The sequence below is a fragment of the Gilvimarinus gilvus genome, from assembly GCF_030518155.1.
GTDB classification, from domain to species: domain Bacteria; phylum Pseudomonadota; class Gammaproteobacteria; order Pseudomonadales; family Cellvibrionaceae; genus Gilvimarinus; species Gilvimarinus gilvus.
On record NZ_JAULRU010000583.1, the window covers coordinates 151,426 to 177,107 of the forward strand.

A 25,682-nucleotide genomic window follows, 5' to 3' on the forward strand; every position below is an offset into this window, starting at 1 on the left:
GCTAAAATCCAGTTTTTCACCGTTGAGGCCGTGACAGTAAGCAGAGAGAGGTGCGGCCAGACCCACTAAAGCCTGGCCATCGGGCAGGTTTTACGCGGAGTTTCTCAGCGGGCACTGCTCTTGTTTGATGCTGGTGTATTTCAGCCAGGCGTGGGCGACTGGGTTGGTCGCTGAAGATTTACCGTCAATCGCCTTGAGTAGTTGCATATCAGCGAAGTTAGGGTTGAGCACTTCGTCCTGTAGCAAGGCGTTGATGAGCGCCCCGTGTTTCTTGATCAGCCGCAGCTGGGCGCTGGTCAGGGGGTGAGTATCGTTTAGGTCATTGGCGCCGTGATAGGGCTGTTTTAGGTAGTGTTCACGCGGCAGCATACTTCTCTCTCCTAATCTGGCTAAAGGATTGTTATGGCGAGAGTTTTATAACCAAGTTTTCTGACGGCTATGTTGCGAAAATGTGACGATTTAAAGAATTGCCAGGGCGGGCATAAAAAAACCGGCCATAGGCCGGTTTTTTAAGCGATTGGCGTCGAATTAAGAGGCCAGAGCTTTGATCTTGCTGTTCAGGCGGCTCTTGTGACGAGCGGCCTTATTTTTGTGGTAGACGCCTTTGTCGGCTACACGATCCAGCACTGGTACGGCTGCTGTATAGGCTTCTTTGGCTTTCTCTACGTCACCTGCTTCAATGGCGGCATCCACTTTCTTCAAGTAGGTGCGCACCATGGAGCGCAGGCTGGCGTTGTGCTTGCGAGCTTTTTCATTCTGGCGTGCACGTTTTTTGGCTTGAGGTGAATTTGCCACCGTGTTGCTCCTATAAATCAAAATAAGTTTATTACTGGACTACTGGTGATTAACTTACCAGCACCCGTAAAAGACGCGGCATTTTACCCGTTTAGGGGCTATTGTCAACACTTGTTACGGCTCTTCGTGCGCTTAACGCCGGGTATTTGGCCGGCATACTGACACTAAAGCATACTCCATTGTCGATATTGCGAGCGGCGGCCTCGCCCTGATGGAAGCGAGCGATCAGTTCGACAATGTAGAGGCCGAGTCCTAAATGCACGGCGCTGGAGTCGCCTGTACGTCTTTCTGAGGTCAGAGAATGAAAAAGACGGCCTTGCATTGCGCTCGGTAGCGGTGGGCCCTGGTTAGACACCGCCAATTCGATCAGTACGCCGCGGCTATCATCTGCTCGATAGGTTAATTCGAGTTGCACTGGGGTCTCGGCGAGGGCAAAGCTCACCGCATTGTCGACTAGCTTATCCAACATCTGTACGAGCAGTTCAGGGGCCACCTGCACGCAGTAGGTCTCTGGTGCGGCGGTTTGTATGCTTAGCTCGAACTTTTGCTGTGGATAGGCACTCTGATAGGCCTGGTGGATATCACTGAGCAGTTGCTTTAAGTCGACATTCTCCAGTTCAGCGCTGGAAATGCTGGCTTCAACCCGGCTGGCCTCGGTCATGGCGCTCACGATGCGGCTTAAACGCAAGCTGCCCTCGCGGGCGCGTTGGGCGTATTTGCCGATTGCCCCGGGCTCGGCTGCCATAAGGTTATCCAGTGAGCCGGTGACGACGGCTAGCGGCGTGCGCAGCTCGTGGGAGAGCTTTCCGGTTAATGAGCGCAAATATTCGTTGTGGTCTTGCAGTTGCGAGAGCACGCCACGGTAATGGCGGGATAACTGGCCAATTTCGTCGTTAAGGGTTAACCGCGGCCACTGCTCCAGTGCCCGGTTTAGGCTTTGTCCCGGCTTGGCGGCATTGCCAGCGGCGCGGCTTAATTTGGTGATCCTTGCACTCAGCCAACTGGCGTAACCGATCAACAACAATAACAGCGCTCCACCGCCGAGCAGTGATGACAGTAATAGACGCCTAGTGGCAGAGTGGTCCAGGAGCTGCCAGGGCATAATTGCTTGTTCGATGACAATACTACCGACATAGCGCGCTTCTAACGCAGCAGCAGTGGCCCGATGCACCGGGACTTCCACGCGTGCAATCAAGGTGTTGTGATCATGAGTCCAACCGTTGAAATGAGGAGCCTCAGAAGCATCTTCCGGGGGGGTAGACCAAAGGCCTGAGTGGACGTCCTGCCAGCCTGCCTGTGGGCGCTTAGTGACCCAATGAAGTAACTTTTGCAGAGGTTTGGCGGCGGGATTGTCAGGCGTGAGCTGTCCGGTTTGCGCCCGCTGCCAGCGGTTCGGATCGAGCAGAGTTAGGCGCGTGGCGGGTCGATTGAATACCTGTAAAGCCCGATGCAGCTGCGCTGCATTGCTCACTAAGCGTCCTGTCGCTGGCGGAATAACCCCGGGATCGGGTCCGGCGGTGGCTAGAGCCGCTGTAGCCAGGGTCCCTGCTACACGTAACGCTTTAAAGGGGGCTTGGTCAACGGCCGCTAAAGCAAAGGGACCCTGCGTCATATTTGAAGGTAATGACAACTCTACCCGATAGCCTTGTTCGGTTTCTTGCCAGACGCCGCGAATACGTTCCTGCCTAACCGATTGGCCAAATGCGTTGCGGTACACCGCTTCAATCGCGCCGGGCAGTTCCGCCCGCACCACAAAGTAGTGTAAACCTTGCTGCTGGTTACCGGCAAAGAGCAGGAGGTGGTCGCCGGTTGCCAACCGTTCGCTACCGGCCTGATGGTAGTGGCGCTTGGTATCCTCAACCTCGATCAGGAAATAGGTCTTTAAATTATCAGTGACGGCGCGGTAGGAGGCCGAGAACGCGTCGGAGCCCGCAAGAGGCAGTGGCTCGAGCGCTAACGCTTGCCAATCCCCAGTGGCGCCATCTATGGTAATTCCGGCTTCACTGCCATCGCCGAAGAGTCTATGGCTGTACAGCTCTTGATCTGCCGGTATTTGCGGCGATCCGGCTAATCCGCTGGCTTGCAACAACTCATCGTCGCTGGCGAGCCTCGCGGCGATAGCCTCGGCCATGCCAACCAGCGCGTTAATGTGGCTGGCCTTGGCCTGTTCATTAAAAATCTGTAACGAGTAGAGTGTTATGCCCGGAATGAGCAATCCGACCAGGGCCAGAAGCGCCAGTTGTTGCCTTAATTTCACGCGTCACCTAGCCAGCGGTAACCCATGCCGTAGGCGGTTTGAATGCGGTCAAAGTCTGCGTCGACAGCGTTAAATTTGCGGCGTATTCGCTTGATATGTGAGGTGATGGTGTTGTCATCCAACACCACATTGGCCGCATCCATGAGTTGCTGACGGTTTTTGACGTGACCTGGGTGCTTGGCCAGTGCATAGAGTATCCAAAACTCGGTAACGGTGAGATCTATCGGCTTGTCTTGCCACTGAACACTCATACGCGAGCTGTTGAGCAGTAAGTTCCCACGTTCAATGGCGTCGTCGCCATTAGCCGGTTCGTGCATTGCATCTACCCGCCGGAATAGGGCGTGTATTCGGGCCAGCATGTGTGCCTGGCTGATGTCTTTGGTCAGGTAATCATCGGCGCCCAGACGCAGCCCGGAAATAACATCAAATTCGTCATCGCGGGCGGTGAGAAAGACAATGGGTAGATTCGGCGCCTTGGCCCTGAGGTCGCGGCAAAGTGTAAAGCCGCCTTCAATATCATCGCCGAGGCCAACATCTATGACCGCGAGATCCGGTAGTTTCACCGCAAAAGCAGTTTGCGCCGAGCGGCGGTCAAGGTAGTGATCAACTTTAAAACCGAGGCGGGTAAAGGCATCTTTATAGTTGTCGGCGATGGCTTGTTCATCTTCAACGATTGCGATGGTGCGTGCCATTTATAAAATCCGTGTCATTGCGTGATTCTGGACAATTGCGCATCATGGTATCTTACCGCCAGATGATCAAGCGAGAAAGGAGACAGGTGATTGAGCAGCGGATCGAGTTCACTCATAACAAGAATCAAAGAACGCTGGATGTTGATCTTATTCGGCTTACCTTTTGCCGCGGTGGGTATAGGGATGTTTATATTCAGCGTGGGAGATTCGCTCACGCAGTGGCAGGCCATGAAGTCCTGGCCCCTGGTGCACGCGAATCTTGCCAGTGTTGACGTAAAAAGCAGTACATCTGATGGCTCTACCAGCTACAAGGTCACAGCGGCTTACAGTTATCGGTATAACGGGCAGAACTACCGCTCCACGCGTGTGGGAATTGGCAATAGTTATGACAATGTGGGAGATTATCATCAGCGCGAGGCCCGGCGTTTGCGACGAGCGCTGGATCAAGGCGGGGTGGTTAACGCATGGGTCAATCCCGCCGAGCCTGAGCAGGCGGTTCTCAATCGCGACCTGCGCTGGGAGTTGCTCGGCTTTAAAATGATTTTTGTTGTTGTGTTTGGCGGCGTTGGCGTGGGGATCATACTCTATTGTCTGCTGGCGCCGACGGACAAAATGCCCGGATCTCGCACGGCTCAGAAGAGTTTAGCAAGCCCCTGGCTCGAGCGGCGCGATTGGGCCAGCGACCAAATTAAAAGCGATGGCAAAACCAGTTTATATGTAAGCTGGGGCTTTGCGATTTTATGGAATGCGATATCGATCCCCGCCGGTATCGGCGGCGTCAGCGAAGCGCTTAAGGGGGAGTGGCTGGCGTTACTTGCCTTATTGTTTCCCGTTATTGGCATGGGGATTTTGTGGTGGGCTATTGCAGTGACCTTAAACTGGCGCCGCTTTGGCGCCGCACCCTTGCAACTGGACCCTTACCCCGGTGCAATAGGGGGCCAGGTCGGCGGCAGCATTGATGTGCAGCTACCGTATTCTATTAATCATCGGTTTGATGTTAGCTTAAAATGTTTGCGCAGTTATGTTACTGGCAGTGGGAAGAATCGCTCGCGACGTGAATCGCTGGTTTGGCACAGCGAAGGGGTTGCTCATTCTCAGGCGAGTATGAAAGGAACGCGGCTGGAGATACTGTTTGATGTGGACGCGGGCTTGCCCGTATCGCAAGAGCCCGATAACAACTACCATTTATGGCGACTGGATGTTAGTTGCGAGCTGCCCGGTACAGATTTTTCGCGCAGTTATGAAATACCGGTGTTTGCGACAGGTCAAAGCGCGCGTCAACTGACGCGGCTAAGTACGGATAATGTTCTGGCGCAAAATGCTCGCGAAGAAGCCTTAAGTGAAGTGCTTGATATTAAGCAAATAGCCGGCGGCATTATTCTGCACTACCCTGCGTTGCGACACCCAAGCGGCAAGCTGGCATTGATAATAGTCGGCGCGGTGTTCGCTGGCGTTGGTTTTGCCGTCCCCGCTGATGACTTCCCTAGCTGGATTTTTACGTTGATTGGCGTTCCCATGGTGTTGGCTGGTCTGTATTTGCTCTTGACCAGTTTAGATGTCCGTATCGACCGCAATGAACTATTGACGCGTCGCCGTTTGCTCGGGGTAAGCTTTGGTAACCGTCGCTACCCTCGTAACACTATTAAGTCGCTGGCATTAAAGGAGAGCTACTCAGCGCAATCGGGACGTTCACATGTCACTTTTTATAAAATTGTTGCCAAGCGACTTGATGGTAAGCCGGTTACTGTTGGGTTTAATTTGGCCGGGCAAAATGTCGCTAAACAAGCGCTGGAATCTTTAAGTCTACTCACTGGGATCGCTACGGATGAAGCTTAGAATAATCGCCTTACTGATGTATTGCTCGATGTCTGCTTGTGCGCATCAGGAACATGCGACTGAACAGACCGTGCAGTTACCTGATGGGGCACAGTATCAGGGGGCACTGGTCGATGGTTTGCTGTCGGGCCCCGGCCAATTGCAATGGCCTAATGGCGACCAGTATCAGGGGCAATTCGCAAACGGGCTTATTTCAGGACAGGGCCGTCTTACTCTGGCCGATGGCGATGTATTTGAAGGCCACTTTGTCGAGGCAAAACTGCACGGCCAGGGGCGCTGGCAGGGCAGTGATGGTGCCAGTTACTCCGGCGGCTTTCAAAACGATGAATTTCATGGTGAAGGCGTCTATAAAAGCGACGACGGAGATGTTTATACTGGCGAGTTTGTCGACGGTGAGCTAACAGGTTTGGGGACCTATGAAAGCTCGGATGGCACCAGCTACGCCGGTGAGTTTCGTGCCTGGCGCTATCACGGTGCGGGCGTATGGCAAGGTGAGGGGCAGCGCTATACCGGAGAATTTGAAGAGGGTTACTTTCACGGTTTTGGCGAACTGGTCAATACCGAAACCGGCGAGGTTGAAAAGTCGGGACAGTGGCGATGGGGGCGACAGCAGGCAAGCGCTGAGCAAAAGGCTGATAAAAAGCACCGCCGCGCCGAGTTTGAGCAGGCGTTGCTGAATCAATCCGCACGCTTAGAGCAATCATTGAGTCAGGTTCACGCATCACGCCCGGGCGAGGTGGATATGTTTGCTTTGCTGGTTGCCGGTGATGGTACCCAAACTGTTTTTGATTCCGAAGTGAGGGTGGTAGCAGAAAAGCTACAAGAGCGTTATGGGGTGCTGGAGCACCGCGTGATTTTGTCTAACTTGCCCGATTCGGTGCAAGATTATCCGCTAGCGACGCGGCACAATATTCAGTCAACACTGACGCGTCTAAGCGAACTGATGCAGTTGGACGAAGATATCCTACTGATTTACATGACCAGCCATGGCTCGGACGACTTTGAATTTTCACTGAAGTCGCCGCAGCATAATTTTGTCGACATTGATTTACAGGATTGGCAAAGTTGGTTAAAAGAGTCACCGATTAAATGGCAGGTGGTCATGGTATCGGCATGCTATTCAGGCGGTGTAGTACCGGCTTTGGAGGGCGATACGGCCCTGGTAATGACGGCCGCCGCGGATGACAAAACCAGTTTTGGTTGTGGCGACAACGACACAATGACTTACTTTGGTCGGGCAATATTTGAGCAGTCTCTGGCCAAAGCACCGGGCCTGGTAGAGGCGTTTGACATGGCCAAAGAGCTTATTTCTGAGTGGGAGCAAGAGCAGGATTTTACCCCGTCCGAGCCGCAGATATCGGCCGGGCAGGCGATGGTAGATAAGTTGTCGGACTGGGAGCAACGGCGACCTTAATCGTCGCCGTTTTGCTGCCAGGGAATATTGCGGGTGCGCTCTTCGCAGGCAATCTGGCGGTGTAACGCCGCTTTGCCGACAATGTGTGCACTGACCGGTGCGGTAATAAACAAGAACAGGGCAATCAGCAGCTCGTGCATACTTAGGGCATTATCACCTGCAGAAAAATAAATGATTGATCCAATGATCATGCCGCCCACACCTAGGGTGGTGGCTTTGGTGGGGCCATGCAGGCGCATAAAAAAATCTTGTAGGCGCGTCAAACCGAGCGACCCAACCAAGGCGAACAATGCCCCGAGCAGCAGAAAAAGCGAAATGATGACTTCCAGTAAAAAACTCATATTACCTCACTCAATAATGTCGCCGCGGAGCAAATACTTTGACAGGGCAACGGTGCCCACAAAGCCCATTACTGCGATTAACAGTGCCCCTTCAAAGTAGAGCGTTTTCTGCTCGTGCATGCCAAAAACAACCAGCAATGCAATGGCATTGATGTACATAGTGTCCAGGGCCAATATGCGATCTGGCAGTGAAGGGCCGATACAAAGGCGCCATAAATTGAGCGCCAGCGCCAGGGCGATAATAAACATGGTGAGCTGAATTACGGATTGGAGCATTCGAAAATCTCCTTAAGCGGGCGTTCGTAGCGCGATTTAATCTCGGCAATAGTAGCGTCAACGTCGGTGACATGCAGACCGTGAACGAGTAAATAGCCTTCGTTCATTTGTAGGTCCACAGAGACGGTGCCAGGGGTCAGCGAAATGGTATTGGCGAGCAACGTGATGGTGAAATCTTGTTTTAACTCGAGAGGAATACGCATAAACGCTGGCTGTAGCTTTTGTCTGGGTCCCATAATCAAAACCGCCACCTGTGCGTTGGCGACTACAATGTCCCACAGCACCAGCAGTAAAAAACGTATGGCGAGCCAGGGTTTGTTCATGACCATTGATTGCGGCCAAAAGCTTTGGGTGAAAAAGGGAATGGCCCACGCTAGAAATCCCCCGAGTAACCACTGACCAAAGCCCAGACTATTGCTCATGACGAGCCAAACACCGAGCATAAACAGGCTTAACAATTTGTGAGGGAAGACCTTTTTGCGGGCAAAGCTAGTCATGGTGGACCCCCTCTATGGTCTGGTGATTGAGCACGGCATCAATATAAATCGACGGTTGCATGATTTGCTCAGCCAATGCATTGGTGTATTGCACCACGGGGCTCGCTGCGAAACTCAATACCAAGCTGGTGGCGAATAATGCCATCACAGCGCTCAGTGCCAGCTTGTCAGTTTTGCTGGCCTTAGTGGTGCGGCTTTCTGTACGCCAGAAAATTGTGCTGCCACTGCGGCTAAGCGCGGTTACCATGATCAGGCTTGATGCCAGCAACAGGAACCAAAGCCAGAAAGTTTGCTCGTCGGTAACCGTTGAGCGCATCAGCATAACTTTGCCAAGAAAACCCGATAACGGCGGCATACCAATAACGGCGGCCGAACCAATAAAAAACAACGTCCCTAACACCACTGGCTGTTTAACCCGTGGGCCAGTGATAATGCGGTCGGAAGTGGCACCGCGTTGACGCATAATTATGTCGGCAAGCAAAAACAATGCGGCGCAGACCCACGTTGAGTGCATTAGATAATAAAGTGTTGCACTGAGCGCAGCGGTGCTGTGCATTGCTACCCCCGCCAGCATTGTTCCCACTGACACAATGACTAAATAAGCAATTTGTAAACGCAGCTCGCGCGCCGCCAAAGCGCCCGTAGCACCGAGGGCTAGAGTAATCAGAGCCAATGGCCACAACCAGGGTGTCGCGACATTGGCAACGACACCGGCTTCGTCGCCAAATACCAGGCTATACATACGAATAATCGCGTAAATACCAATTTTAGTCATAATGCAAAACATCGCCGCTACAGGCGCAGCGGCCGCAGCGTAGGCTCGTGGTAACCAAAAATACAAGGGAACCATGGCCGCTTTCAGGCCAAACACCACGAGCAAGATCAGCGCTGCTGCTTTCATAAGGGGCGCTTGTTCCGGGCTTGTGGCCGCCACTTTAACAGCCATGTCGGCCATATTCAGTGTGCCGGTTAAGCCGTACAGCAGTGCCGCCGCAATTAAGAATAAGCTGGAGCCTACTAAATTAAGCAGCACGTAGTGCAAGCCGGATTTTATCCGGGCGGCACCGCCACCGTGCAGCAGTAAGGTGTAAGAGGCGATGAGCAGTACTTCAAAAAATACGAACAGATTAAACAGGTCGCCGGTTAAAAATGCACCGTTGATACCCATCAATAAAAAATGCACCACACTGTGCAAGCTGTCGGTAGGTTTATCGTTATCGCGAACCGCATACCAGAGGCTGAAAAAGGCGAGACTGGCGGTAATAGTCACCATCAAGGCGCTGAGGCGATCCAATACCAGAACAATACCAAATGGCGGTGCCCAATTGCCCAGAGCGTAAACCAACATATCGCCACCAGCGGCGACGCTTAGCAAGTAAATAGCAGCAACAAGTTGAGCGCTGATACTGATAAAGCTAATGGCGCGCTGTACCCGCGGGGGGCGCCCGGTGCCAAGCAACAATAAGATGCCGGTTACCAGTGGAATTAGAACAGGAGCGATGATCAGATGGTTCACGACTTGACCTCCTCAACGCTGTTGCGGCCATCTACATGGTCATTGCCGAGCTCAGCGCGCGCCCGCAGTGCGAGCACAAGGACAAAGGCGGTCATAGCGAAGCTGATCACAATGGCCGTGAGCACCAACGCTTGAGGCAGAGGATCGGTATAACGTTCCCCTACACCAATAATGGTACTGGCACCGGGATTGAGTCGGCCAGACATAAAAATAAACACATTGACCGCATAGGTTAGCAACGTCAGTCCCAAAATAATTGGGAATGTCCTGCCTCGCAATAGCAGGTACACCCCACAGCTGGTTAACAGTGCAATGACAACGGAGATTAAAATTTCCACTAGTTTTCTCCTTTGCTCAATTCGGCTTCAGTAAAAGATGTACTGGTGGAAGGCCGCGGGGAGTGAGTGGTTTGCGCCAACTTACCCAAGTGCGCCAGAATCAGCAGTGTGGCGCCGACCACCGTAATATAAACGCCAGTATCAAATGCCATGGCAGAGGCCAACTCAATCTCGCCAATGAGTGGAATATAGAAGTGGCCAAACGTGGAGGTTAAAAACGGATAACCAAAGAACCAGCTACCAACCCCAGTCAATACAGCAATCAATACGCCGGAAACCGCCACACGGCGATAGCGCCAACGCAAACGTTGTTGCATCCACACGGTGCCGGAGGCAACGTACTGCAAAATCAAGGCAACGCTGGTCACCAGGCCTGCAATAAAGCCTCCGCCAGGGGCGTTATGACCGCGCAGGAAAATAAAGACCGAAACCAGAATTGCCAGCGGCAACAGGATACGCGCCATGACCGAGAGAATAGGGGGGTGCGGTTCCTTGTCCCATAGCCGGCCATCGCCGTCCGCTTGCGGTAGGGGTAAGTGCAAGCCGTTTAGCATGGCGTAAATACCTACGGCAGCAATCGCTAACACGGTGATTTCGCCCAAGGTATCGAAACCACGGAAATCTACCAAAATCACGTTGACGACATTAGCGCCACCGCCGCCGCTGACACTGTTGGCCAAGTAGAAGTCCGAAATTGTTTCGTAAGGTGTTGTCAGCATGGCGAATGTAATCAGTCCCATGCCCAAACCTGCCGCACTTGCCAGTAATATATCGCGGCCCACCCGTTTAGCGCCGGATTCATTCGGCGTCATCTGTGGCAAAAAGTACAGCGCCAGCATCAGCAAAACAATGGTGACGACTTCGACCGAAATTTGCGTGAGCGCGAGGTCGGGTGCCGAGTAGCGCACAAAAATAAGCGAAACGACTAAGCCCACTACGCTCATCAACAGCAGCGCGGCAAAGCGGTTATGGTGCAGCAATACGGTGCCCAGCGCTCCCACCGCCAGAATTATCGCTGCAAGTAAACTCACAGGTTCAAGCTCGGTCACTGACAGAGGTCCCATCCACTGCATATTGGGCAGCAGTGCATAGCCAATGGCGACCACCGCCGAGCCAATAAGCAGGGCCATATAGCGCTGGAGAGAATTGTTTTGAATAAAATCGGTAAACATTTGCGCAACGCGCACCGAGAACTGCACCCGGGATTCAAACAGTATTTTTTCATCATGCCGGAACTTGCGCTCGTAAAACGCGAACAGGCCCGAGCGCTGCTTGTACATCAATAGGCCACCGGCCAGCGCCACAAAACTCATGATGAGCGGCAAGTTAAAACCGTGCCAAATGGCAATGTGGTAATCGGGCATTTCGTGGCCCAGTACCGCGCGACTCGCCGCTTCCAGAAACGGAGCAATGGTAAGGTTGGGCAGTATGCCCACCAACAGACATAGACCGACCAGTATTTCTACCGGTACCACCATATAGCGCGGGGGTTCGTGTGGCGGGTACTTGGGTAAGTCTATAGGCTCACCGTTAAAGAAAACGTCGTGGATAAAGCGTACCGAGTAGGCTACGGAGAAAATCCCGGCCAGGGTCGCCATCAGCGGGAAAATCCAGCTGAACATGCCCATCGACTCTAAATGAAGTGCCTCGGAGAAGAACATTTCTTTGCTGAGAAAGCCATTCAGCAAGGGGACCCCGGCCATGGCCAGTGCCGCGACCATCGCCAACAGGGCTGTGTGCGGCATGTACTTCCACATCCCGTTAATCTTGCGCATGTCTCTGGTGCCGGTTTCGTGATCGATAATACCGGCGGCCATAAACAGTGAGGCTTTAAAAGTAGCGTGGTTAATAATGTGAAAAATTGCTGCCACTACGGCAAGATCGGTACTGAAGCCCAAAAGCATGGTAATTAGGCCTAAATGGCTGATCGTGGAGTACGCCAACAGCCCTTTAAGGTCGTGCTTGAACAGTGCGTTATAGGCACCGAATAGCAAGGTTGCCATACCCGTAAAGGTTACTAAATAAAACCAGCCGTCGGTTCCCGCCAGTGCCGGATGCATACGCGCCAGTAAAAATACCCCGGCTTTAACCATGGTGGCCGAATGCAAGTAGGCGGAGACCGGAGTGGGGGCGCTCATGGCGTGGGGGAGCCAGAATTGGAAAGGAAACTGAGCTGACTTGGTAAAGGCGCCGAGCAGCACCAACACCAATATCACAGGGTAGTTAGCGTGAGCTTTGATTTGTTCTGCCGCAGCGAAAATGGCGTCCAGTTCGAAGCTGCCGGCGATCCGCTCAATAAGCAGCGCCCCGGCCAGAAAACAAAGCCCGCCTGCGCCGGTAACCGCCAGGGCCATACGCGCACCCTTACGGGCATCACTCTGGTGCGACCAATAGCCGATCAATAGGAAAGATACCAAACTGGTGATCTCCCAAAAGACGATCATCAGCAGTAAGTTGTTGGACAGGACAATGCCCAGCATGGCCATCATAAATAATTGCAAGAGGGCGTAGAGCTTACCCAGAGAGTCGCGCTCAGAGAGATAGTATCTGGCATACAGCACGACCAGTAGACCAATGCCAACGATTAACAGCGCAAACATTAACCCCAGCCCATCCAGTCGCAAGCTGAGATTTAGGCCGATCTCGGGCAGCCAGGCGAAAAACACATGCTCGGTGTGACCTGAGAATACGGAACTGGCGCTGCCGAGAAGAATACCCAGTGCGCACAGCGGACCAAAGGCTGCCGAGTACGCACAAAGCGTGCGGCCAAAGCGCTCGGTAAATAGAGGTAGCAAGGCACCTGCCAGCGGCAGCAAAATAATGCTTAATAGTGTCATGGTGTGTTAACACCCCTGTTATCAGATTTACCCGTTTGGAAATCCGGTGAATTCATTGTTATTAATCAGACAGGGTGGTCCAAAATAGAATTTACCACCGCCAGACCAGCCGGAGGATCTTGATAGTAGGGTTGGTAGGGGGCACAAACTGCCACGCGTGTTGCAGCCTGTGCAAGCTCAGCCCCGGTGCTGTTGTTGAGTCTAAACTTAATTGTAGTCGGCGCTATTGCCATAACATGCAAATCCCTGAATCTGCTCGCGTTTTGGAGCCGAGTGCATGGGACTTTATACACAAACTTGCCGCGAAGTGCCAGAGCTGCAGTGGCCTATAAGCAATAGTATAGGCGCCATTTGGTCAGCTATTGAGCTGTTGGGGTTTGGCTTGATCAGTCTTTGAGTTTTTGGATGACCAGCTGGACACTGCCTACTTTGAATCCCCACTTGCTCAGGGTGGACTCATTGATGACCACATGGTCGTTGACCTGCCACATCCAGTCATCCACATTGACAGCAATATCGCGGCCATTATAGTCGATCAATAAGGTGTACTCGAGGTTCAGTGCATTGCCTTTATGTTCGCCTTTTCCTGTGCCCACTACGTCACCGGCTGTGGCGTTGAAGTGGTTTGCGCCGTTTGGTGTCAGCGTCCAGGTTCGATATTGGATTTCGCCGTCGTCGAATTCGAAACGTTCCTCCAGTGTTCCCACGCCGTCGCGCCACTGCGCGTCAATCGTAGCGTTGAAATGGCGAATGGCCTCTCCTGATCGATTTTTAACCACGCCATGAGCCAGAAGCTCGCCCTGGAAAAACGTTTCAGGGGTAAAGCTTGGAGTGCGCTCAGCGTAAGACTGTATGTCGGGCCCTGCACAGGCACTCAATAAAAAAGTTGAGAGCCACAAACCGGCTACACGTATTGCAGACATGGCAACCTCTAGAAAATGTCAGTAAAGGTAACACCCAGCCCTATGGAGCGCGTATGTGCGTTGTAATCGATCAGGCTGGCACCGTAACCATCAAATACTTTCATGTAGCCGCGCACCGTTGAGGTTACTGGAAATGACCAGTTCAATTCCAAGGCGCCTTTGTTGGCGAAAGGGCGGCGCGTCATAAAGCTGATGATATGGTCATTACGAGTGTAAGCTCCGGTTAGTTCATATTGCCCGTAATAATCTTTTATGTCGGGGTTATCGTCCTTTTCGGCGTCTTCAGGCAGTCGGTACCACGGCGTAATCGCGAAGGCAAAGTGACCTCGTTCAAAAATACTGCGTGCTTTGACACGATTCCAGCTGCGCGACAAATCACCGGATTGACCATTGGACTGATGTGACAGAATGACTTGATTGAGCACGTTCCGAAAACCAAAAATTTCCCATTCAGTGGTGGCAGAAAAAATCAGCTCGGGTTCGTGGTTGGTTTCGCGAAAGGGGCGAGAGATATCCGAGTTGTAGGCTTGCCAAAAAGAGTGGTTGGTATAGGCAACATAAAGATTGCCGTTATCGTGCAGCAGGTCCTGCGCGACCAATACTTTTATACTCAGTTGGAACTCAATTTCCGTATGCTGGAGGTCGGCCTCTTTGGCGAGAGCCTGTTCAAAGGGCGCTTGGTTTGGGTTTTGTGTATACACCGCGGGTAAGACATAGTTGCGATTGTGGGGTGTTAGCAAAAAGCGGTTTGCGCTGTTTATCGCCTCTATGGTCATCCGTTTATCCAGTGGGTCCGCCACTGGGGTTGCCTCGTCGTCGCTGGCCGGGCTATTTGCTTCGCGGGAGGCTGGTGGCGAGGGCTGAGTCGCAGTGTTAGTTTCGCGCTTTGGTTCTAGTATTTGTTGGCAGCCCTCACGCAGCTTGGCCAGCGTCATATCGTCGTCGGCGGTTTGTACCATCTGGGTTAGGCAATCTAATTGCTCGACCTCAGGGTCTTTGGCTTTGGAGTCTGCGGGCTGAGCCAAGCCGGTGGTCGGCAAAATAGCGATAAGTGTCAGGCAAGCAAATCGCTTGAGGGTGCAGTGATGTCGTGACATAGGCTTGGCAGTTTTCAGAAAAAGAAACCATTGTGCCGCAGCCCGGTGGCGACCGCTACCTTCGTTTTATGAATGCGAAGACGGTCGGGAGGCTCAAAATCAGGTTGGGGCGATACCACTTACCAACCATTGGTCCATATCGGCATCGTGCCACTGGTTGATTAAATCAATGCCGTTGTCGACGATGACTAGATAAACATCGATTATATCCGTTGCCAGGTTGTAGATTCGGTTACTGTCGGCATTGACTGCGCCTTCGTGCAAGATGTCGGTTTCGACCATGTTAAGCAAGAACATCAACTTTAATTCATAGCTTTTCAGCTGACTCAGCAGACCAATGTCACCGTCCAAAATGCCCTCTAAGCGTTTAATCTGGTGTCGCAACTTTTCGTTATTTACCCGTGTACACTGAATGACATAGCGCAGTTTGCTGTCGTGGTGAGCATCGAGGTAGCCGGCGGCTGCGGAATAGGTGCCAAGGGCGCGAATTCGGCCTATTTGCTCGACAACGGCCGGCAGCAGCCGGCTAGTGAAGTGCAGTACTTCAAGATGTTTAAACCGACTGGGGTAGTTATTGGCTTCGTTGGCCGGAATAGACGACTCGCCAATAGCCTCTTGTATAGGTTGCTCGAGCTCGCGCGACAAGCTGGCTAGCATCGACAATGATTGCTCAATGAGGTGACAGTGCAGCTCGTAGTTGTCGATAACCGAGTCTTCTTGCCAGTCCCGGCTGATGGTAACCCAGGCGCTGGCCAGATTTTGCTGGTCGCGCTCACTGAGCAAGTTGCCACCGGACTGAGCCATCGACTGTAGCAGCAAAATTCGGCGCTCAAGCTCGGCATGTAACGACTGAAACTCGTTGCGAAACATATCGTTGCCACCGAGTAGCCCCATGCTCATGCCGCGGTGTCTTTGCGCGCCTTTGATGGTTCGGTTTAATTGACGGATTAAGTTGAGGGCATCCTGCCGTCTGCGGTATACGGTGTAATAACGCTCGTATAGAATGCTTGTCCCGCTACTTTCTGGTGCGGAACTCACGTTAATCTGCCCGTTCATTGTGCGTGGTTGAGTATTCATGGAGCATAACTCTGCCTCAAGTTCGACAATATCGGCCAAATATGCTGCGCCTTGGTGCATTTGCAGCCACTCTTGCGCGAAGACCTGTTTCTTAAAGGATGATATAGCAATCAATGTGCCAGTGTGATTTGTGATGATTTTGACGTCGGCTGCATCCGCCAGCCAGCACTGCGCGTCTAACTTGTTTTTAGAGCGCCTCCTCGATGTGAACCTTCAAGGGGCATGCACTCAAGTTTGCGCAACTTATTTGCGCACTTTGCCTTTAAGGGTGCTGTCGATAGGTCTGGAAAGGGGTATGATTGCGCTCACATAAATTGCAAATGTCCCGGGTCTGTTGAACTGATTTAAGCGTTTTTGCTGACCTGGAAGAAGTGATGGTGCCGCCGCAGGCAAGGAGAGAAAATCGATGCAGTCCCCTGGTTTTTTTCGAAGAAATATTCGCTGGTTGTTACCGATATTGATCCTCGTAGGCTGTATCGTACTGTTTATGGGCATGGCAGGGCAGAAAAAAGAGCCGCCGGTTAAACCCCCTGAGGAAAAGTCTCCCCTAGTGGAAACCCGCACCATTGAGCTGTCACCTATGCAAATCCGGGTTAAATCCCAAGGTTTGGTACAGCCTAAATATTCCACCGATTTGATCGCACAAGTGGGCGGCGAAGTGATTCATTTAGCCCCCGCTTTTGTTCGCGGCGGCTTGGTTAAGCAGGGCGATATACTGGCTCAGATAGACCCAACCAACTATGAAGTGGCTTTAGAGAATGCCCGGGCTGGTTTGGCCAGTGCAGAAGCCTCGTTAGAATTGGAAACGGCGCAAGGCGAGGTGGCACGCGTTGAGTGGGAAGATGTGAATGATCGGCCCGCTCCGGCATTAGGTTTGCGCAAGCCACAGTTAGAGCAAGCTAAGGCTCGCGTCATTGCCGCTAAGGCTGACCTCAAGCTGGCGCAAAAAAATCTGGAGAGAACCAAAATTAAAGCGCCTTACGACGCACTAATTACTGAGCGAATGGTGAGTCATGGAACATTTCTGAACTCCGGGGCCAAGCTCGGTCATGTTATGGGTACAGCGGCTGCAGAAATACGTTTACCGGTGTCCTCGAGTGAGTTGATCTATCTTCCTAATAACGGGGTAGGAGGTGAGGTTGTTCTGACTCAGACTGCTGAGGGGGTCATTAGCCAATGGCAGGCACAAGTGGTGCGCAGTGAGGGGGTGATCGACGAAAGCACGCGCATGAATTATTTGGTTGCCGAGGTCCTCGATCCCTATAATTATTTAGGCGAGAGTGCCCAGTCGAAAAGTTTAGCATTCGGCAGTTATGTCGTTGCGCAGCTGGCCGGGGAGCACTTGCCCAGTGCGGTAGAGGTGAGCCGGTCGCTGGTGAAAGACGGCAAGGTGGCATTGTACGTAGACGGTCAGTTGCACTTTAGCGATGTAGAAGTCGCTCGTTACGCTCACGGTCGCAGTATTATTACGCAAGGCCTCAGTAGTGGAGATGAGATCATTACCACCGCACTGGAGTTTCCGGTTGAAGGCATGTCAGTCACTTTAAAAGGGGAGGCTGCCACTGAGGCCGCGTCTGACATGGGGTCAACATCGACCGAACAGGGAGAAAGTTAATGGAATCGGTTGATGACACTCGCAATGGAATAATCGCGTGGTTTGCGCGCAACAGTGTAGCAGCCAATCTTTTGATGATCTGCGTTTTATTGTTGGGACTTTATACCGCCTTCGATATTCGCAAGCAGATGTTTCCTCAATTTGAGCTTAATTTTATCAATGTCAGTGTGCTGTACCGAGGTGCGGCACCACAAGATGTTGAAGAGGCGATAACCGTCAAGCTGGAAGAAGCGCTGGCGAGTATTCAGGGGATTGAGCGCATCATTACCCGCTCCAATCGCGGCAGCGCGAGCGCTAACATTGAGGTAATGGAAGAGTACGACGCGCAGGACGTGTTAGACGAAGTAAAGACTGCGATTGACTCTATTTCGAGCTTTCCCGACGGTATGGAGCGCCCCCAAATCAGTCGTGCCAAATATCGCCAGGAAGTGATGTACATCAGCTTGTTCGGTGACCTCAGTAACTTCGATTTAAAGCGCATGGGGGAAGATATTCACGATGAGCTGCGGGCATTGCCCGATGTGAGTATTGTCGATTATTACAGTGGCGCAAACTATGAAATCGCCATTGAAGTAAGCCGGGACCGACTCTACGAATACGGGTTAACGTTTAGCCAGGTCGCGGATGCGGTACGCGGTTGGTCGACCAATCAATCAGCGGGTCAAATACGGGCTGAAGACGGTTATATTTCAGTTCGCGTAGAAGATCAGGCGTATGTGGGTCCGGAATTTGAACGATTGCCTCTGCTCACGCGAAGTGACGGTACTGTGGTTCAGCTCGGGGATGTGGCCGAGGTCAAAGATGGGTTCGAGGAGGGCATTCAGTTCACCCGTATTAATGGGCAAAACTCGGTTACTTTTTTCGTAGGTGCTACCAAAGACCAGAGTATTACCGATGTCGCTCAGGTGGTAAATAATTATATTGAAGATCGTAGCCTGACCCTGCCCGAGGGGCTGCACCTTGAGACATGGGTGGATTTTACCTACTACTTAAATGGCCGCTTGAACATGATGCTCAGCAACATGTTTTGGGGCGGCTTGCTTGTTCTGCTGATACTTGCATTATTTTTGCGGCTAAAGCTCGCCATGTGGGTAATGCTTGGCCTACCGGTCAGTTTCCTCGGTGCCATAATGTTGCTGCCTTTATCGTGGGTGGATGTCACGATTAACGTCGGCAGCTTATTTGCTTTTATTATGGTGTTGGGGGTGGTTGTCGACGATGCCATTGTGATTGGCGAGAGCGTCCATACTGAGATTGAAGAGCGTGGGCAGAGTATTGATAATGTCATTCGTGGGGCGCAGCGTGTTGCGATGCCCGCGACTTTCGGTGTACTGACGACTTGCGCGGCCTTTGTGCCCATGGTGCTAGAAACAGGGCCTATGTCGGCTTTTCCCAAAGCGATTGGCTTTGTCGTGATATTTTGTCTTCTCTTTTCATTGATTGAGTCAAAGCTCATTTTGCCCGCGCATTTGGCGCATATGAAACCCGTCAAACCCAATCCACGCAACCCCGTTTATCGATTGCAGTCGTATATCGCCAGTGGACTACAGTGGATAATTGAGCATGCTTACTCGCCGGCTTTAGGTTGGTCACTGCACCATCGTTACGTCATTATGGCTGCGTTTACCGGTGCCATTATTATTACCGCAGGTATGTTTGCGGGCGGGCTTATAAATTTCGTGGGGCAGCCCAAAGTGCCACACGACTTTTCGCAAATACGCATTGAAATGAATTCGAGCGCTTCTGAGCAAAAAACGCACGATACATTGCTGTTGTTGGAGGCGATGGTCAAAGATGTGGAAGAAGATGTCGTCGCCGACTTTGGTCAGCCCATGATCGAAAACTTGTACATCTCGCAAACATCGCGCACCACTGCGGAAGTACAAGCGAAACTGGTTGATCCCGAGTTGCGGCCAATTGGTACTTTTGCGTTATCGGCGCGTTGGCGTGAAAAAATGCCGGACATTCCCGGTATGAAAAGTTTATCGATCATCGATAACGTGTTTGACAGTGGTATGAACGATGGCGATGTTAGCTTTCGGATTATCGGCAAGGATATAGATCAGTTGCGTTTGGCTGCGCGTGATATTCGCGATGCGCTGAATGAAATTGAAGGGGTTTATGAAATTCAGGACAGCGAACAGCAAGGCGTGCAAGAGGCTCGCTTCGTCTTAAAGCCTTTGGCTGTGAGTATGGGATTGACGACTGCGGAAGTGGCCCGTCAGGCAAGCTTTGCGTTGTACGGTGTCGAAGCTCAGCGTATTGTTCGCGACAGCGAAGAAATTCGGGTGATGGTGCGTTACCCAGAGCAAGAGCGTAACGTGCTGGATGCTATTCGTGATGTCATTATTAATGCCCCAAATGGCAGCCAAGTCCCTTTAGTGGAGCTGGCTGACTTTGAGCTGGCTGATGGTGTGAATCAAATCTATCGTGAGGATGGCAATCGAACAATCAGTATATGGGCAACACTGGACTTTGCCAAAGTACAACCCCTAACCGTAGCAAATACGTTAGAGGATGGTGTATTTGAAACGTTAGAGTTGAGGTATCCAGCGGTTACCCTGGAGGAGGCAGGTAGCCTCAAAGACGAGCGGGAATCGGTCAAGAATTTCATGGTTAACCTTGGCAAAATATTAATGATGATTTTTGTTTTGCTCGCATTGCCTTTGCGCTCGTACGTACAACCTTTGATGATTATGTCGGTAATCCCTTTCGGCGTTATAGGCGCAATCTGGGGACACGTCATAATGGGGTATGACTTGAGTAATTTGTCACTGTTTGGCATTTTCGCCGCCATTGGCGTAGTGGTGAATGATTCACTGGTGATGGTGGATTACATCAATAAAGCTCGTGAGCGCGGCGAAACCTTGAATAATGCTGTGTTGCAGGGGGGGAGGCGTCGATTCAGAGCGGTTATCTTAACCTCGCTGACGACATTTATTGGTTTGCTGCCAATTATGTTTGAAAGTTCGTTGCAAGCGCAGATTGTAATACCAATGGCGATCTCATTAGCATTTGGTGTGCTTTGTGCGACGTTTGTGACCTTGCTGTTGGTGCCGGTGTTGTATTTGGTTATGCATGATGTCGGGCATGTGGGTCGAAAAACTGTTGGCTGGTTTGTACCTCATCGCAAGGCCAAACACGATATCAGCCAGACGTAATAAAAACGGGTAAGAGAATGACGGCTATTAAGAATGTATTGGCTATTTGCGGCAGTCTGCGTCAAGCCTCGCTTAATGCGCAGCTGTTGCAGGCTACAGAAAAAGTGCTGGATAACCGCGCGCAAGTAAGCTGGGCGAATATCGCCGATTTGCCACATTACAACGGCGATTTGGATGGTGATGATAAGCCGCTACCCGTGACACAACTGGTCGCGCAAATAAACGGCGCCGATGCTCTGATAATAGCGACGCCGGAGTACAATTACGGCGTACCGGGCACTCTAAAAAATGCTCTGGATTGGGCGTCTCGACCGGCCTTTAAGTCATGCTTAGCGCACAAACCTGTTTTGCTTATGAGTGCATCACCAAGCCCGGTGGGTGGGGTGAGGGCGCAAGGACAACTTAAGCAAATACTTGGAGGTACTTTAAGTCATCTTTGTCCCGTGCCTGAATTCGCCCTGGGGGGTGCGGCAACCAAATTTGAAAATGGGGTATTAGTCGATAGTGAGACGCAGAAGAAACTGGAGCGTCTCATTGGCGACTTTTTGGCTTGGTTGGAGTAGCGTTGTCTTGTTAGCCTTTTTCGGCCAGGGTGCGTATTGCCATGGCCGCTGCGGATGTTCTGTTCTCGACCCCCATTTTCTTAAACACTTGCTCTAAATGCTTGTTAACAGTGCGGGGGCTCATTTCTAAAATTTGGCCAATTTCCCGGTTCGTTTTACCGTTGGCGATCCACAGTAATACATCCGCTTCGCGCACCGTAACCTGAAAGCGGGTGCGCAGTAAGTCGGTGTAGCTTTCATTACTGGGTTGATCGGACAGGCGTAGCAGATGTTCATTGCCGCTAACATTGGCCAGGTACTCAACGCATATACTTTCGTCCAAGCCTTGTAGCTGCATTTTGTGCCCAGCGCCTGGTGTATGCTCCAGCCAGGTTTTTAACGTTTTCTGTAAGCCTCTCTCGTTTTCGCTTTCGCCGCCAGGCAGGCGTGCCAACAATTGGTACACGCGAGGCGTGGCCCACAGAGTATCCCCGTCCTGATCAATGGCAAAAAGCGTTTGCCCAGCAGCGTCCAAAGCCATGCGTGCACTTTGCGTCATGCGAGCATTAGCGAGATGAACATGCATGCGTGCTACCAATTCCGAAGCATTAATGGGCTTAGTAATATAATCTACCCCTCCCGACTTGAGCCCCATAACAACATGTTCGGTATCGCTTAAACCAGTCATGAAGATAATTGGCACGTCCATTAGCTTGGGATTTTCTTTCAGGGCCCGGCACGTTGCAAAACCATCCATGTTGGGCATAATGGCATCGAGCAAAATGATATCCGGTGATATGTTTTTGGTAATGGTAAGTGCCTGGCTACCCTCAAGTGCCACTAACACTGTCATTTCGGCTTCTTCCAGAACATCGCTGATCATCCGAATACTGTCGATGCTGTCATCAACAACCAGTACTACATCTTGTTTGCTACTAGCTTCGTTCATTGTTGGGTGCCTTAAGCATGGATATGAGTGTTTCAAATTGAAAGTTGCGAACCATGTCCGTTGCCTTTTCATAAAACGCTCTGTCGCAATATCCTTGAGCGATGGTTGTATTGAGTAGTTGAATGAGGCCGCTTTTGTGCCCAATCAGTGCCAGTTTGCGCATCTGCTGCAAAGTCTTTTCATCCGGCAATGCTATAGTGCTTGATGGCGATACGGGTAAGTCAATTTTCTTAATTTCGTGGGCAGGACTGTGCTGCCAGGTAAGATTAAGTTGCTTACCAAGGGTATCGAGTAGGCTGTCGATATTGATTGGTTTTACTACGTAAGCATTGTGATGTGAGGTGTCTATGGTGTCGGGGTGGGTTTCCCTAGCATCGGCAGATACCATGACAATCGGACAATTCAAACCACTGCTGCGCATTTGTTCTGCAATTTCCCAGCCGGATAAGCCGGGCATCGATATATCGAGCATCACCAGATCAGGTTTTATCGAATGTGCTGTGTCGACAGCAAGCAACGAATTATCCACCAGTTGCACGTCAAAGCCCAGCGGGGTTAATACCGCTTCAATCAGTTGGCGGTGACTAGTTTCATCATCGATTACCAAAACGGTTTTGGCGCTGCCTGCGTACCCGAAAACCTGGCGATTTTTTTGCGGCAGTTTACTCGGTGAGCTGGTACTCAATAGCATTAGTGCAAGTCGAAACTGAGTTCCTTTTCCAGGCGTGCTGGTAAGTGAAATGTCGCCTCCCATTATATCGGCCAAAAGTTTTGAGATGGTTAATCCCAAGCCAGTGCCAGAAACCGCGGAGCCGGGAGTTTTAACTCTTTCAAAGGGTTGAAAAATAAGCTCGACATTATCATCGGCAATGCCGACACCGGTATCGGAAACACTGAACTCTGCGACTTGGCTGCGGTAGCGAACCTTAAAACAAATCTCGCCTTTCTCCGTGTACTTAATGGCATTGGAGAGGATATTAATTAGAATTTGGCGCAACCGTTTTTCATCAGTCTTAACGAATTCCGGTAGCGCTGTTTCCTGTATATAGTCGAATTTCAAACCCTTACCTTCGGCCTGTAGTCGAAACATATAGACCAGTTGATCCATTAGCTGGGGTAGACGCACCTGCTCGCTGTGCAGGTCTAGTCGGCCCGCCTCAATCTTAGAAATATCCAGTAGGCCTTCAATCAAATCGCCAAGGTGCTCGCCGCTGCGGCGAATCACTGATATAGCGTCGCGCCGATTACTGGGGATATTCGGGTCTTTTTCCAACAGCTGCGCGTACCCTAGCACGGCGTTAAGAGGGGAGCGCAGTTCATGGCTAATACCTGTTAGGTAGCGACTTTTGGCTTTGTTGGCCGCCTCGGCTGTCTCTTTGGCTACCTGAAGTTCGCGGTCGGTTTGCTCGTGCGCAATGATCTCTTCGGTGAGCAAGCGGGTCTGGCGCTGGGACTCTTCCTGAGCAACAACCCGGCTCTCATGCGCCAATACAAATAGCCAGGTTACGATGCCGGTAATAATCACCAGTAGAAAGAAGACTTTCCAAAGTGTCGTCGCGGTTACCGGTGTTGGCGATTGAAAGTAAATCAGCGATAACAATAATCCGGAAAATCCATTGATAACGGTGAGTAGACCGAAGAAATGACCAATGCGAGAGTTAATGGTGGGAGTGAGTGACGCCGGTAAAAATCGTTGAACAAAGCTTTTTACCTGAGTCCAATAGCCCGCGCCAGGCTTGCAATAGTCACCACAGCGGGCATCCAGTGAACAGCACAGAGAGCAGATGTTGCCTGCATAGGCGGGGCAGTGGCTAATGTCTTCGCGCTCCAGGCGGTGCTCACAAATGCAACAAGTCGCTGTAGTTCCTTCAACATCGTTATAAAGAATGTCTGTTGCGATAAATGGGCGCGCCAGATAGTAGCGCCCCTTAGTAATCCAAGCAATTAATGGTGCGCAAACAAGCGCCGTGGCCAGGGTAATAAAATGTGTCAGAGCTTTAGAAATCTCACCAGCGACACCCGCATAGCACAACATTCCGACTATGCTTGCTAATATCATAGAGCCGCAGCCGACAGGATTAATGTCATAAAGATGTGCGCGCTTGAACTCAATGTGTTTCGGTGAAAGCCCCAGTGGCTTGTTAATTACCAAGTCCGCAACCAAACAGCCAACCCAGGCAACCGCGACGATTGCGTAAAATCCCAAAGTTTGCTCCAACGCCTGATAGACGCCAAGTTCCATTAACAACAGAGCAATACCGACATTAAAGATGAGCCACACTACTCGCCCTGGGTGTGAATGAGTAAGCCTTGAGAAAAAATTGGACCACGCGATGGAGCCGGCATAGGCATTGGTGACATTAATTTTCAGCTGACACAGCACCACAAAAATACCGGCCACACCCAGTGCGACCGCGGGCGACTGAGTTACATAGCCAAAAGCAACCATATACATGCGTGTTGGGTCGGTGGCTTCGAGTGCGCTATAGCCGTGTTTGAGGGCCAAAACAGCGAGAAATGACCCTGCTAACATTTTGACGGCCCCCACCAGGATCCAACCCGGGCCCGCCGCCAAAGTTGAAAGCCACCATGTGCGTTTACTGCGGGGGGTGTTAACAGGTTTCGGGACAAATCGCAGAAAATCCACCTGCTCACCAATCTGCGCAATCAGAGCGAACATAATTGCTGCGGCGGAGCCAAACATGACGACATCAAAATTGTGATGCTCTTGTGCCGGGCTGATGTATTGAGTCCAGTCGGTAACGGCGCTGGCGTCAGCGTAGATAATAAAAACAAAAGGTGATAGCTGTAGCAATAACCAAACCGGCTGACTCCAAACCTGAAAACGACTGATAAAAGTAATACCATAGATTACTAACGGAATTACCACTACCGCGCTAATAAAATAACCAATGGCCAGTGGAATTGAAAATAATTGATTCAGTGCCATGGCCATGATGGCCGCTTCTAGCGCAAAGAATATAAAGGTAAAGGATGCATAGATTAACGAAGTGATGGTAGAGCCAATGTAGCCAAAACCTGCGCCACGCGTGAGCAGGTCAATATCAACACCATATTTTGCTGCGTAATAGCTAATGGGTATGCCAGATAGAAAAATAATTAGGCTAACGGTCATGATCGCCGCTAACGCATGCCCGAATCCATAGTGCATGGTGGCCGTAGCGCCAATAGCTTCAAGTGCTAAAAATGAAATCCCTCCCAGCGCGGTTAGGGCAACTCGTCGCGCACTCCAGCGTCGTGCACTTTTGGCTGTGAAGCGCAAGGCGTAGTCTTCCAGAGTTTGGTTGGCGACCCATTGGTTGTAATTACGGCGGACGCGAAAGATATGTTGCTTTGCTGTCATAGTTAAATTCAGGCTTGTGCAGCCGCGTCCATGTTACCGCTTGCGCAATGCTGGTGCTTGGCATTTTGGTGCGCGCGATTTTGGTGCGATCTGCGTTGAAGAATACTGGCTTCGTCCGCGCGCGTCCTAGCAATACGGTAACTGTGAGCCTACCT

At 51.5% G+C, this 25,682-nt stretch carries 20 protein-coding genes; 5 read left to right on the top strand and 15 right to left on the bottom strand.

The features are described 5' to 3' along the window. Positions 1 to 90: 90 nt before the first annotated feature. The 4 genes from maoP to pdsR form a co-directional block, all read right to left on the bottom strand. Positions 91 to 369, bottom strand: coding sequence for a DUF413 domain-containing protein (maoP, locus tag QWI17_RS14500; protein WP_302723238.1), 279 nt, complete (start codon positions 367 to 369; stop codon positions 91 to 93). A 159-nt stretch (positions 370 to 528) separates the two neighbouring features. Beyond that, positions 529 to 795 (bottom strand): 30S ribosomal protein S20, encoded by a 267-nt coding sequence (gene rpsT / locus QWI17_RS14505; protein WP_302723239.1) that lies wholly within the window; start codon positions 793 to 795, stop codon positions 529 to 531. A gap of 91 nt (positions 796 to 886) precedes the next feature. Next, complete coding sequence (locus QWI17_RS14510; RefSeq protein ID WP_302723240.1) at positions 887 to 3,052, bottom strand: ATP-binding protein; 2,166 nt, start codon at positions 3,050 to 3,052, stop codon at positions 887 to 889. After that, complete coding sequence (gene pdsR / locus QWI17_RS14515; protein ID WP_302723241.1) at positions 3,049 to 3,744, bottom strand: proteobacterial dedicated sortase system response regulator; 696 nt, start codon at positions 3,742 to 3,744, stop codon at positions 3,049 to 3,051. The genes QWI17_RS14510 and pdsR overlap by 4 nt, the downstream gene beginning before the upstream one ends. A 138-nt stretch (positions 3,745 to 3,882) precedes the next feature. Here pdsR and QWI17_RS14520 point away from each other — a divergent pair, with 138 nt between their 5' ends. Both QWI17_RS14520 and QWI17_RS14525 read left to right on the top strand, forming a co-directional pair. Then, positions 3,883 to 5,580 carry a DUF3592 domain-containing protein gene (locus QWI17_RS14520; protein WP_302723242.1) on the top strand — a complete coding sequence of 566 codons (1,698 nt, stop codon included), beginning with the start codon at positions 3,883 to 3,885 and terminating at the stop codon, positions 5,578 to 5,580. After that, positions 5,570 to 6,994, top strand: a complete 1,425-nt coding sequence (locus QWI17_RS14525) for a C13 family peptidase (protein WP_302723243.1) — start codon at positions 5,570 to 5,572, stop codon at positions 6,992 to 6,994. Before QWI17_RS14520 ends, QWI17_RS14525 begins: the two co-directional genes overlap by 11 nt. On the opposite strand, the gene QWI17_RS14530 is transcribed toward QWI17_RS14525, so the two are convergent. From QWI17_RS14530 to QWI17_RS14570, 9 genes are all read right to left on the bottom strand, one after another. After that, positions 6,991 to 7,335 (bottom strand): Na+/H+ antiporter subunit G, encoded by a 345-nt coding sequence (locus QWI17_RS14530; RefSeq protein WP_302723244.1) that lies wholly within the window; start codon positions 7,333 to 7,335, stop codon positions 6,991 to 6,993. The genes QWI17_RS14525 and QWI17_RS14530 overlap by 4 nt on opposite strands. Before the next feature lie 6 nt (positions 7,336 to 7,341). Beyond that, positions 7,342 to 7,611, bottom strand: a complete 270-nt coding sequence (locus QWI17_RS14535) for a K+/H+ antiporter subunit F (RefSeq protein ID WP_302723245.1) — start codon at positions 7,609 to 7,611, stop codon at positions 7,342 to 7,344. Further along, complete coding sequence (locus tag QWI17_RS14540; protein ID WP_302723246.1) at positions 7,596 to 8,108, bottom strand: Na+/H+ antiporter subunit E; 513 nt, start codon at positions 8,106 to 8,108, stop codon at positions 7,596 to 7,598. The genes QWI17_RS14535 and QWI17_RS14540 overlap by 16 nt, the downstream gene beginning before the upstream one ends. After that, entirely contained in the window at positions 8,101 to 9,624 is a 1,524-nt protein-coding gene (locus QWI17_RS14545) for a monovalent cation/H+ antiporter subunit D (protein WP_302723247.1), read from the bottom strand. The genes QWI17_RS14540 and QWI17_RS14545 overlap by 8 nt, the downstream gene beginning before the upstream one ends. Next, positions 9,621 to 9,962, bottom strand: coding sequence for a Na+/H+ antiporter subunit C (locus QWI17_RS14550; protein WP_302723248.1), 342 nt, complete (start codon positions 9,960 to 9,962; stop codon positions 9,621 to 9,623). The genes QWI17_RS14545 and QWI17_RS14550 overlap by 4 nt, the downstream gene beginning before the upstream one ends. Further along, positions 9,962 to 12,799 (bottom strand): monovalent cation/H+ antiporter subunit A, encoded by a 2,838-nt coding sequence (locus QWI17_RS14555; RefSeq protein ID WP_302723249.1) that lies wholly within the window; start codon positions 12,797 to 12,799, stop codon positions 9,962 to 9,964. Before QWI17_RS14555 ends, QWI17_RS14550 begins: the two co-directional genes overlap by 1 nt. A gap of 386 nt (positions 12,800 to 13,185) precedes the next feature. Continuing rightward, positions 13,186 to 13,722: a DUF3833 domain-containing protein gene (locus tag QWI17_RS14560; RefSeq protein WP_302723250.1), complete on the bottom strand. Its 537-nt coding sequence runs from the start codon at positions 13,720 to 13,722 to the stop codon at positions 13,186 to 13,188. An 8-nt stretch (positions 13,723 to 13,730) separates the two neighbouring features. Further along, complete coding sequence (locus QWI17_RS14565; RefSeq protein WP_302723251.1) at positions 13,731 to 14,819, bottom strand: phospholipase A; 1,089 nt, start codon at positions 14,817 to 14,819, stop codon at positions 13,731 to 13,733. A gap of 99 nt (positions 14,820 to 14,918) precedes the next feature. Further along, positions 14,919 to 15,956, bottom strand: coding sequence for a hypothetical protein (locus tag QWI17_RS14570; protein WP_302723252.1), 1,038 nt, complete (start codon positions 15,954 to 15,956; stop codon positions 14,919 to 14,921). Between the two features lie 346 nt (positions 15,957 to 16,302). On the opposite strand from QWI17_RS14570, the gene QWI17_RS14575 reads away from it, so the two are divergent. Genes QWI17_RS14575 through QWI17_RS14585 form a run of 3 tightly spaced genes read left to right on the top strand, consistent with a single transcriptional unit; the run spans position 16,303 to position 21,235 of the window. Continuing rightward, on the top strand, positions 16,303 to 17,511 hold the full coding sequence (locus QWI17_RS14575; RefSeq protein WP_302723253.1) for an efflux RND transporter periplasmic adaptor subunit: 1,209 nt from the start codon (positions 16,303 to 16,305) through the stop codon (positions 17,509 to 17,511). Further along, complete coding sequence (locus QWI17_RS14580) at positions 17,511 to 20,672, top strand: efflux RND transporter permease subunit (RefSeq protein ID WP_302723254.1); 3,162 nt, start codon at positions 17,511 to 17,513, stop codon at positions 20,670 to 20,672. Before QWI17_RS14575 ends, QWI17_RS14580 begins: the two co-directional genes overlap by 1 nt. Before the next feature lie 17 nt (positions 20,673 to 20,689). Next, entirely contained in the window at positions 20,690 to 21,235 is a 546-nt protein-coding gene (locus tag QWI17_RS14585; protein WP_302723255.1) for an NADPH-dependent FMN reductase, read from the top strand. A 10-nt stretch (positions 21,236 to 21,245) separates the two neighbouring features. Here QWI17_RS14585 and QWI17_RS14590 read toward each other — a convergent pair whose 3' ends face one another. Together QWI17_RS14590 and QWI17_RS14595 are read right to left on the bottom strand one after the other, a co-directional pair. Next, on the bottom strand, positions 21,246 to 22,163 hold the full coding sequence (locus QWI17_RS14590; RefSeq protein ID WP_302723256.1) for a response regulator transcription factor: 918 nt from the start codon (positions 22,161 to 22,163) through the stop codon (positions 21,246 to 21,248). After that, positions 22,150 to 25,527 (bottom strand): hybrid sensor histidine kinase/response regulator, encoded by a 3,378-nt coding sequence (locus QWI17_RS14595; RefSeq protein WP_302723257.1) that lies wholly within the window; start codon positions 25,525 to 25,527, stop codon positions 22,150 to 22,152. The genes QWI17_RS14590 and QWI17_RS14595 overlap by 14 nt, the downstream gene beginning before the upstream one ends. Positions 25,528 to 25,682: the final 155 nt, after the last annotated feature.

Excerpts from the sequence above, each read along its gene's own strand:
- maoP (WP_302723238.1), bottom strand. The coding sequence starts at position 369 with ATGCTGCCGCGTGAACACTACCTAAAACAGCCCTATCACGGCGCCAAT.
- pdsR (WP_302723241.1), bottom strand. The coding sequence starts at position 3,744 with ATGGCACGCACCATCGCAATCGTTGAAGATGAACAAGCCATCGCCGAC.
- QWI17_RS14520 (WP_302723242.1), top strand. The coding sequence starts at position 3,883 with ATGTTGATCTTATTCGGCTTACCTTTTGCCGCGGTGGGTATAGGGATG.
- QWI17_RS14525 (WP_302723243.1), top strand. The coding sequence starts at position 5,570 with ATGAAGCTTAGAATAATCGCCTTACTGATGTATTGCTCGATGTCTGCT.
- QWI17_RS14530 (WP_302723244.1), bottom strand. The coding sequence starts at position 7,335 with ATGAGTTTTTTACTGGAAGTCATCATTTCGCTTTTTCTGCTGCTCGGG.
- QWI17_RS14535 (WP_302723245.1), bottom strand. The coding sequence starts at position 7,611 with ATGCTCCAATCCGTAATTCAGCTCACCATGTTTATTATCGCCCTGGCG.
- QWI17_RS14540 (WP_302723246.1), bottom strand. The coding sequence starts at position 8,108 with ATGACTAGCTTTGCCCGCAAAAAGGTCTTCCCTCACAAATTGTTAAGC.
- QWI17_RS14555 (WP_302723249.1), bottom strand. The coding sequence starts at position 12,799 with ATGACACTATTAAGCATTATTTTGCTGCCGCTGGCAGGTGCCTTGCTA.
- QWI17_RS14560 (WP_302723250.1), bottom strand. The coding sequence starts at position 13,722 with ATGTCTGCAATACGTGTAGCCGGTTTGTGGCTCTCAACTTTTTTATTG.
- QWI17_RS14565 (WP_302723251.1), bottom strand. The coding sequence starts at position 14,819 with ATGTCACGACATCACTGCACCCTCAAGCGATTTGCTTGCCTGACACTT.
- QWI17_RS14570 (WP_302723252.1), bottom strand. The coding sequence starts at position 15,956 with ATGCACCAAGGCGCAGCATATTTGGCCGATATTGTCGAACTTGAGGCA.
- QWI17_RS14575 (WP_302723253.1), top strand. The coding sequence starts at position 16,303 with ATGCAGTCCCCTGGTTTTTTTCGAAGAAATATTCGCTGGTTGTTACCG.
- QWI17_RS14580 (WP_302723254.1), top strand. The coding sequence starts at position 17,511 with ATGGAATCGGTTGATGACACTCGCAATGGAATAATCGCGTGGTTTGCG.
- QWI17_RS14585 (WP_302723255.1), top strand. The coding sequence starts at position 20,690 with ATGACGGCTATTAAGAATGTATTGGCTATTTGCGGCAGTCTGCGTCAA.
- QWI17_RS14590 (WP_302723256.1), bottom strand. The coding sequence starts at position 22,163 with ATGAACGAAGCTAGTAGCAAACAAGATGTAGTACTGGTTGTTGATGAC.
- QWI17_RS14595 (WP_302723257.1), bottom strand. The coding sequence starts at position 25,527 with ATGACAGCAAAGCAACATATCTTTCGCGTCCGCCGTAATTACAACCAA.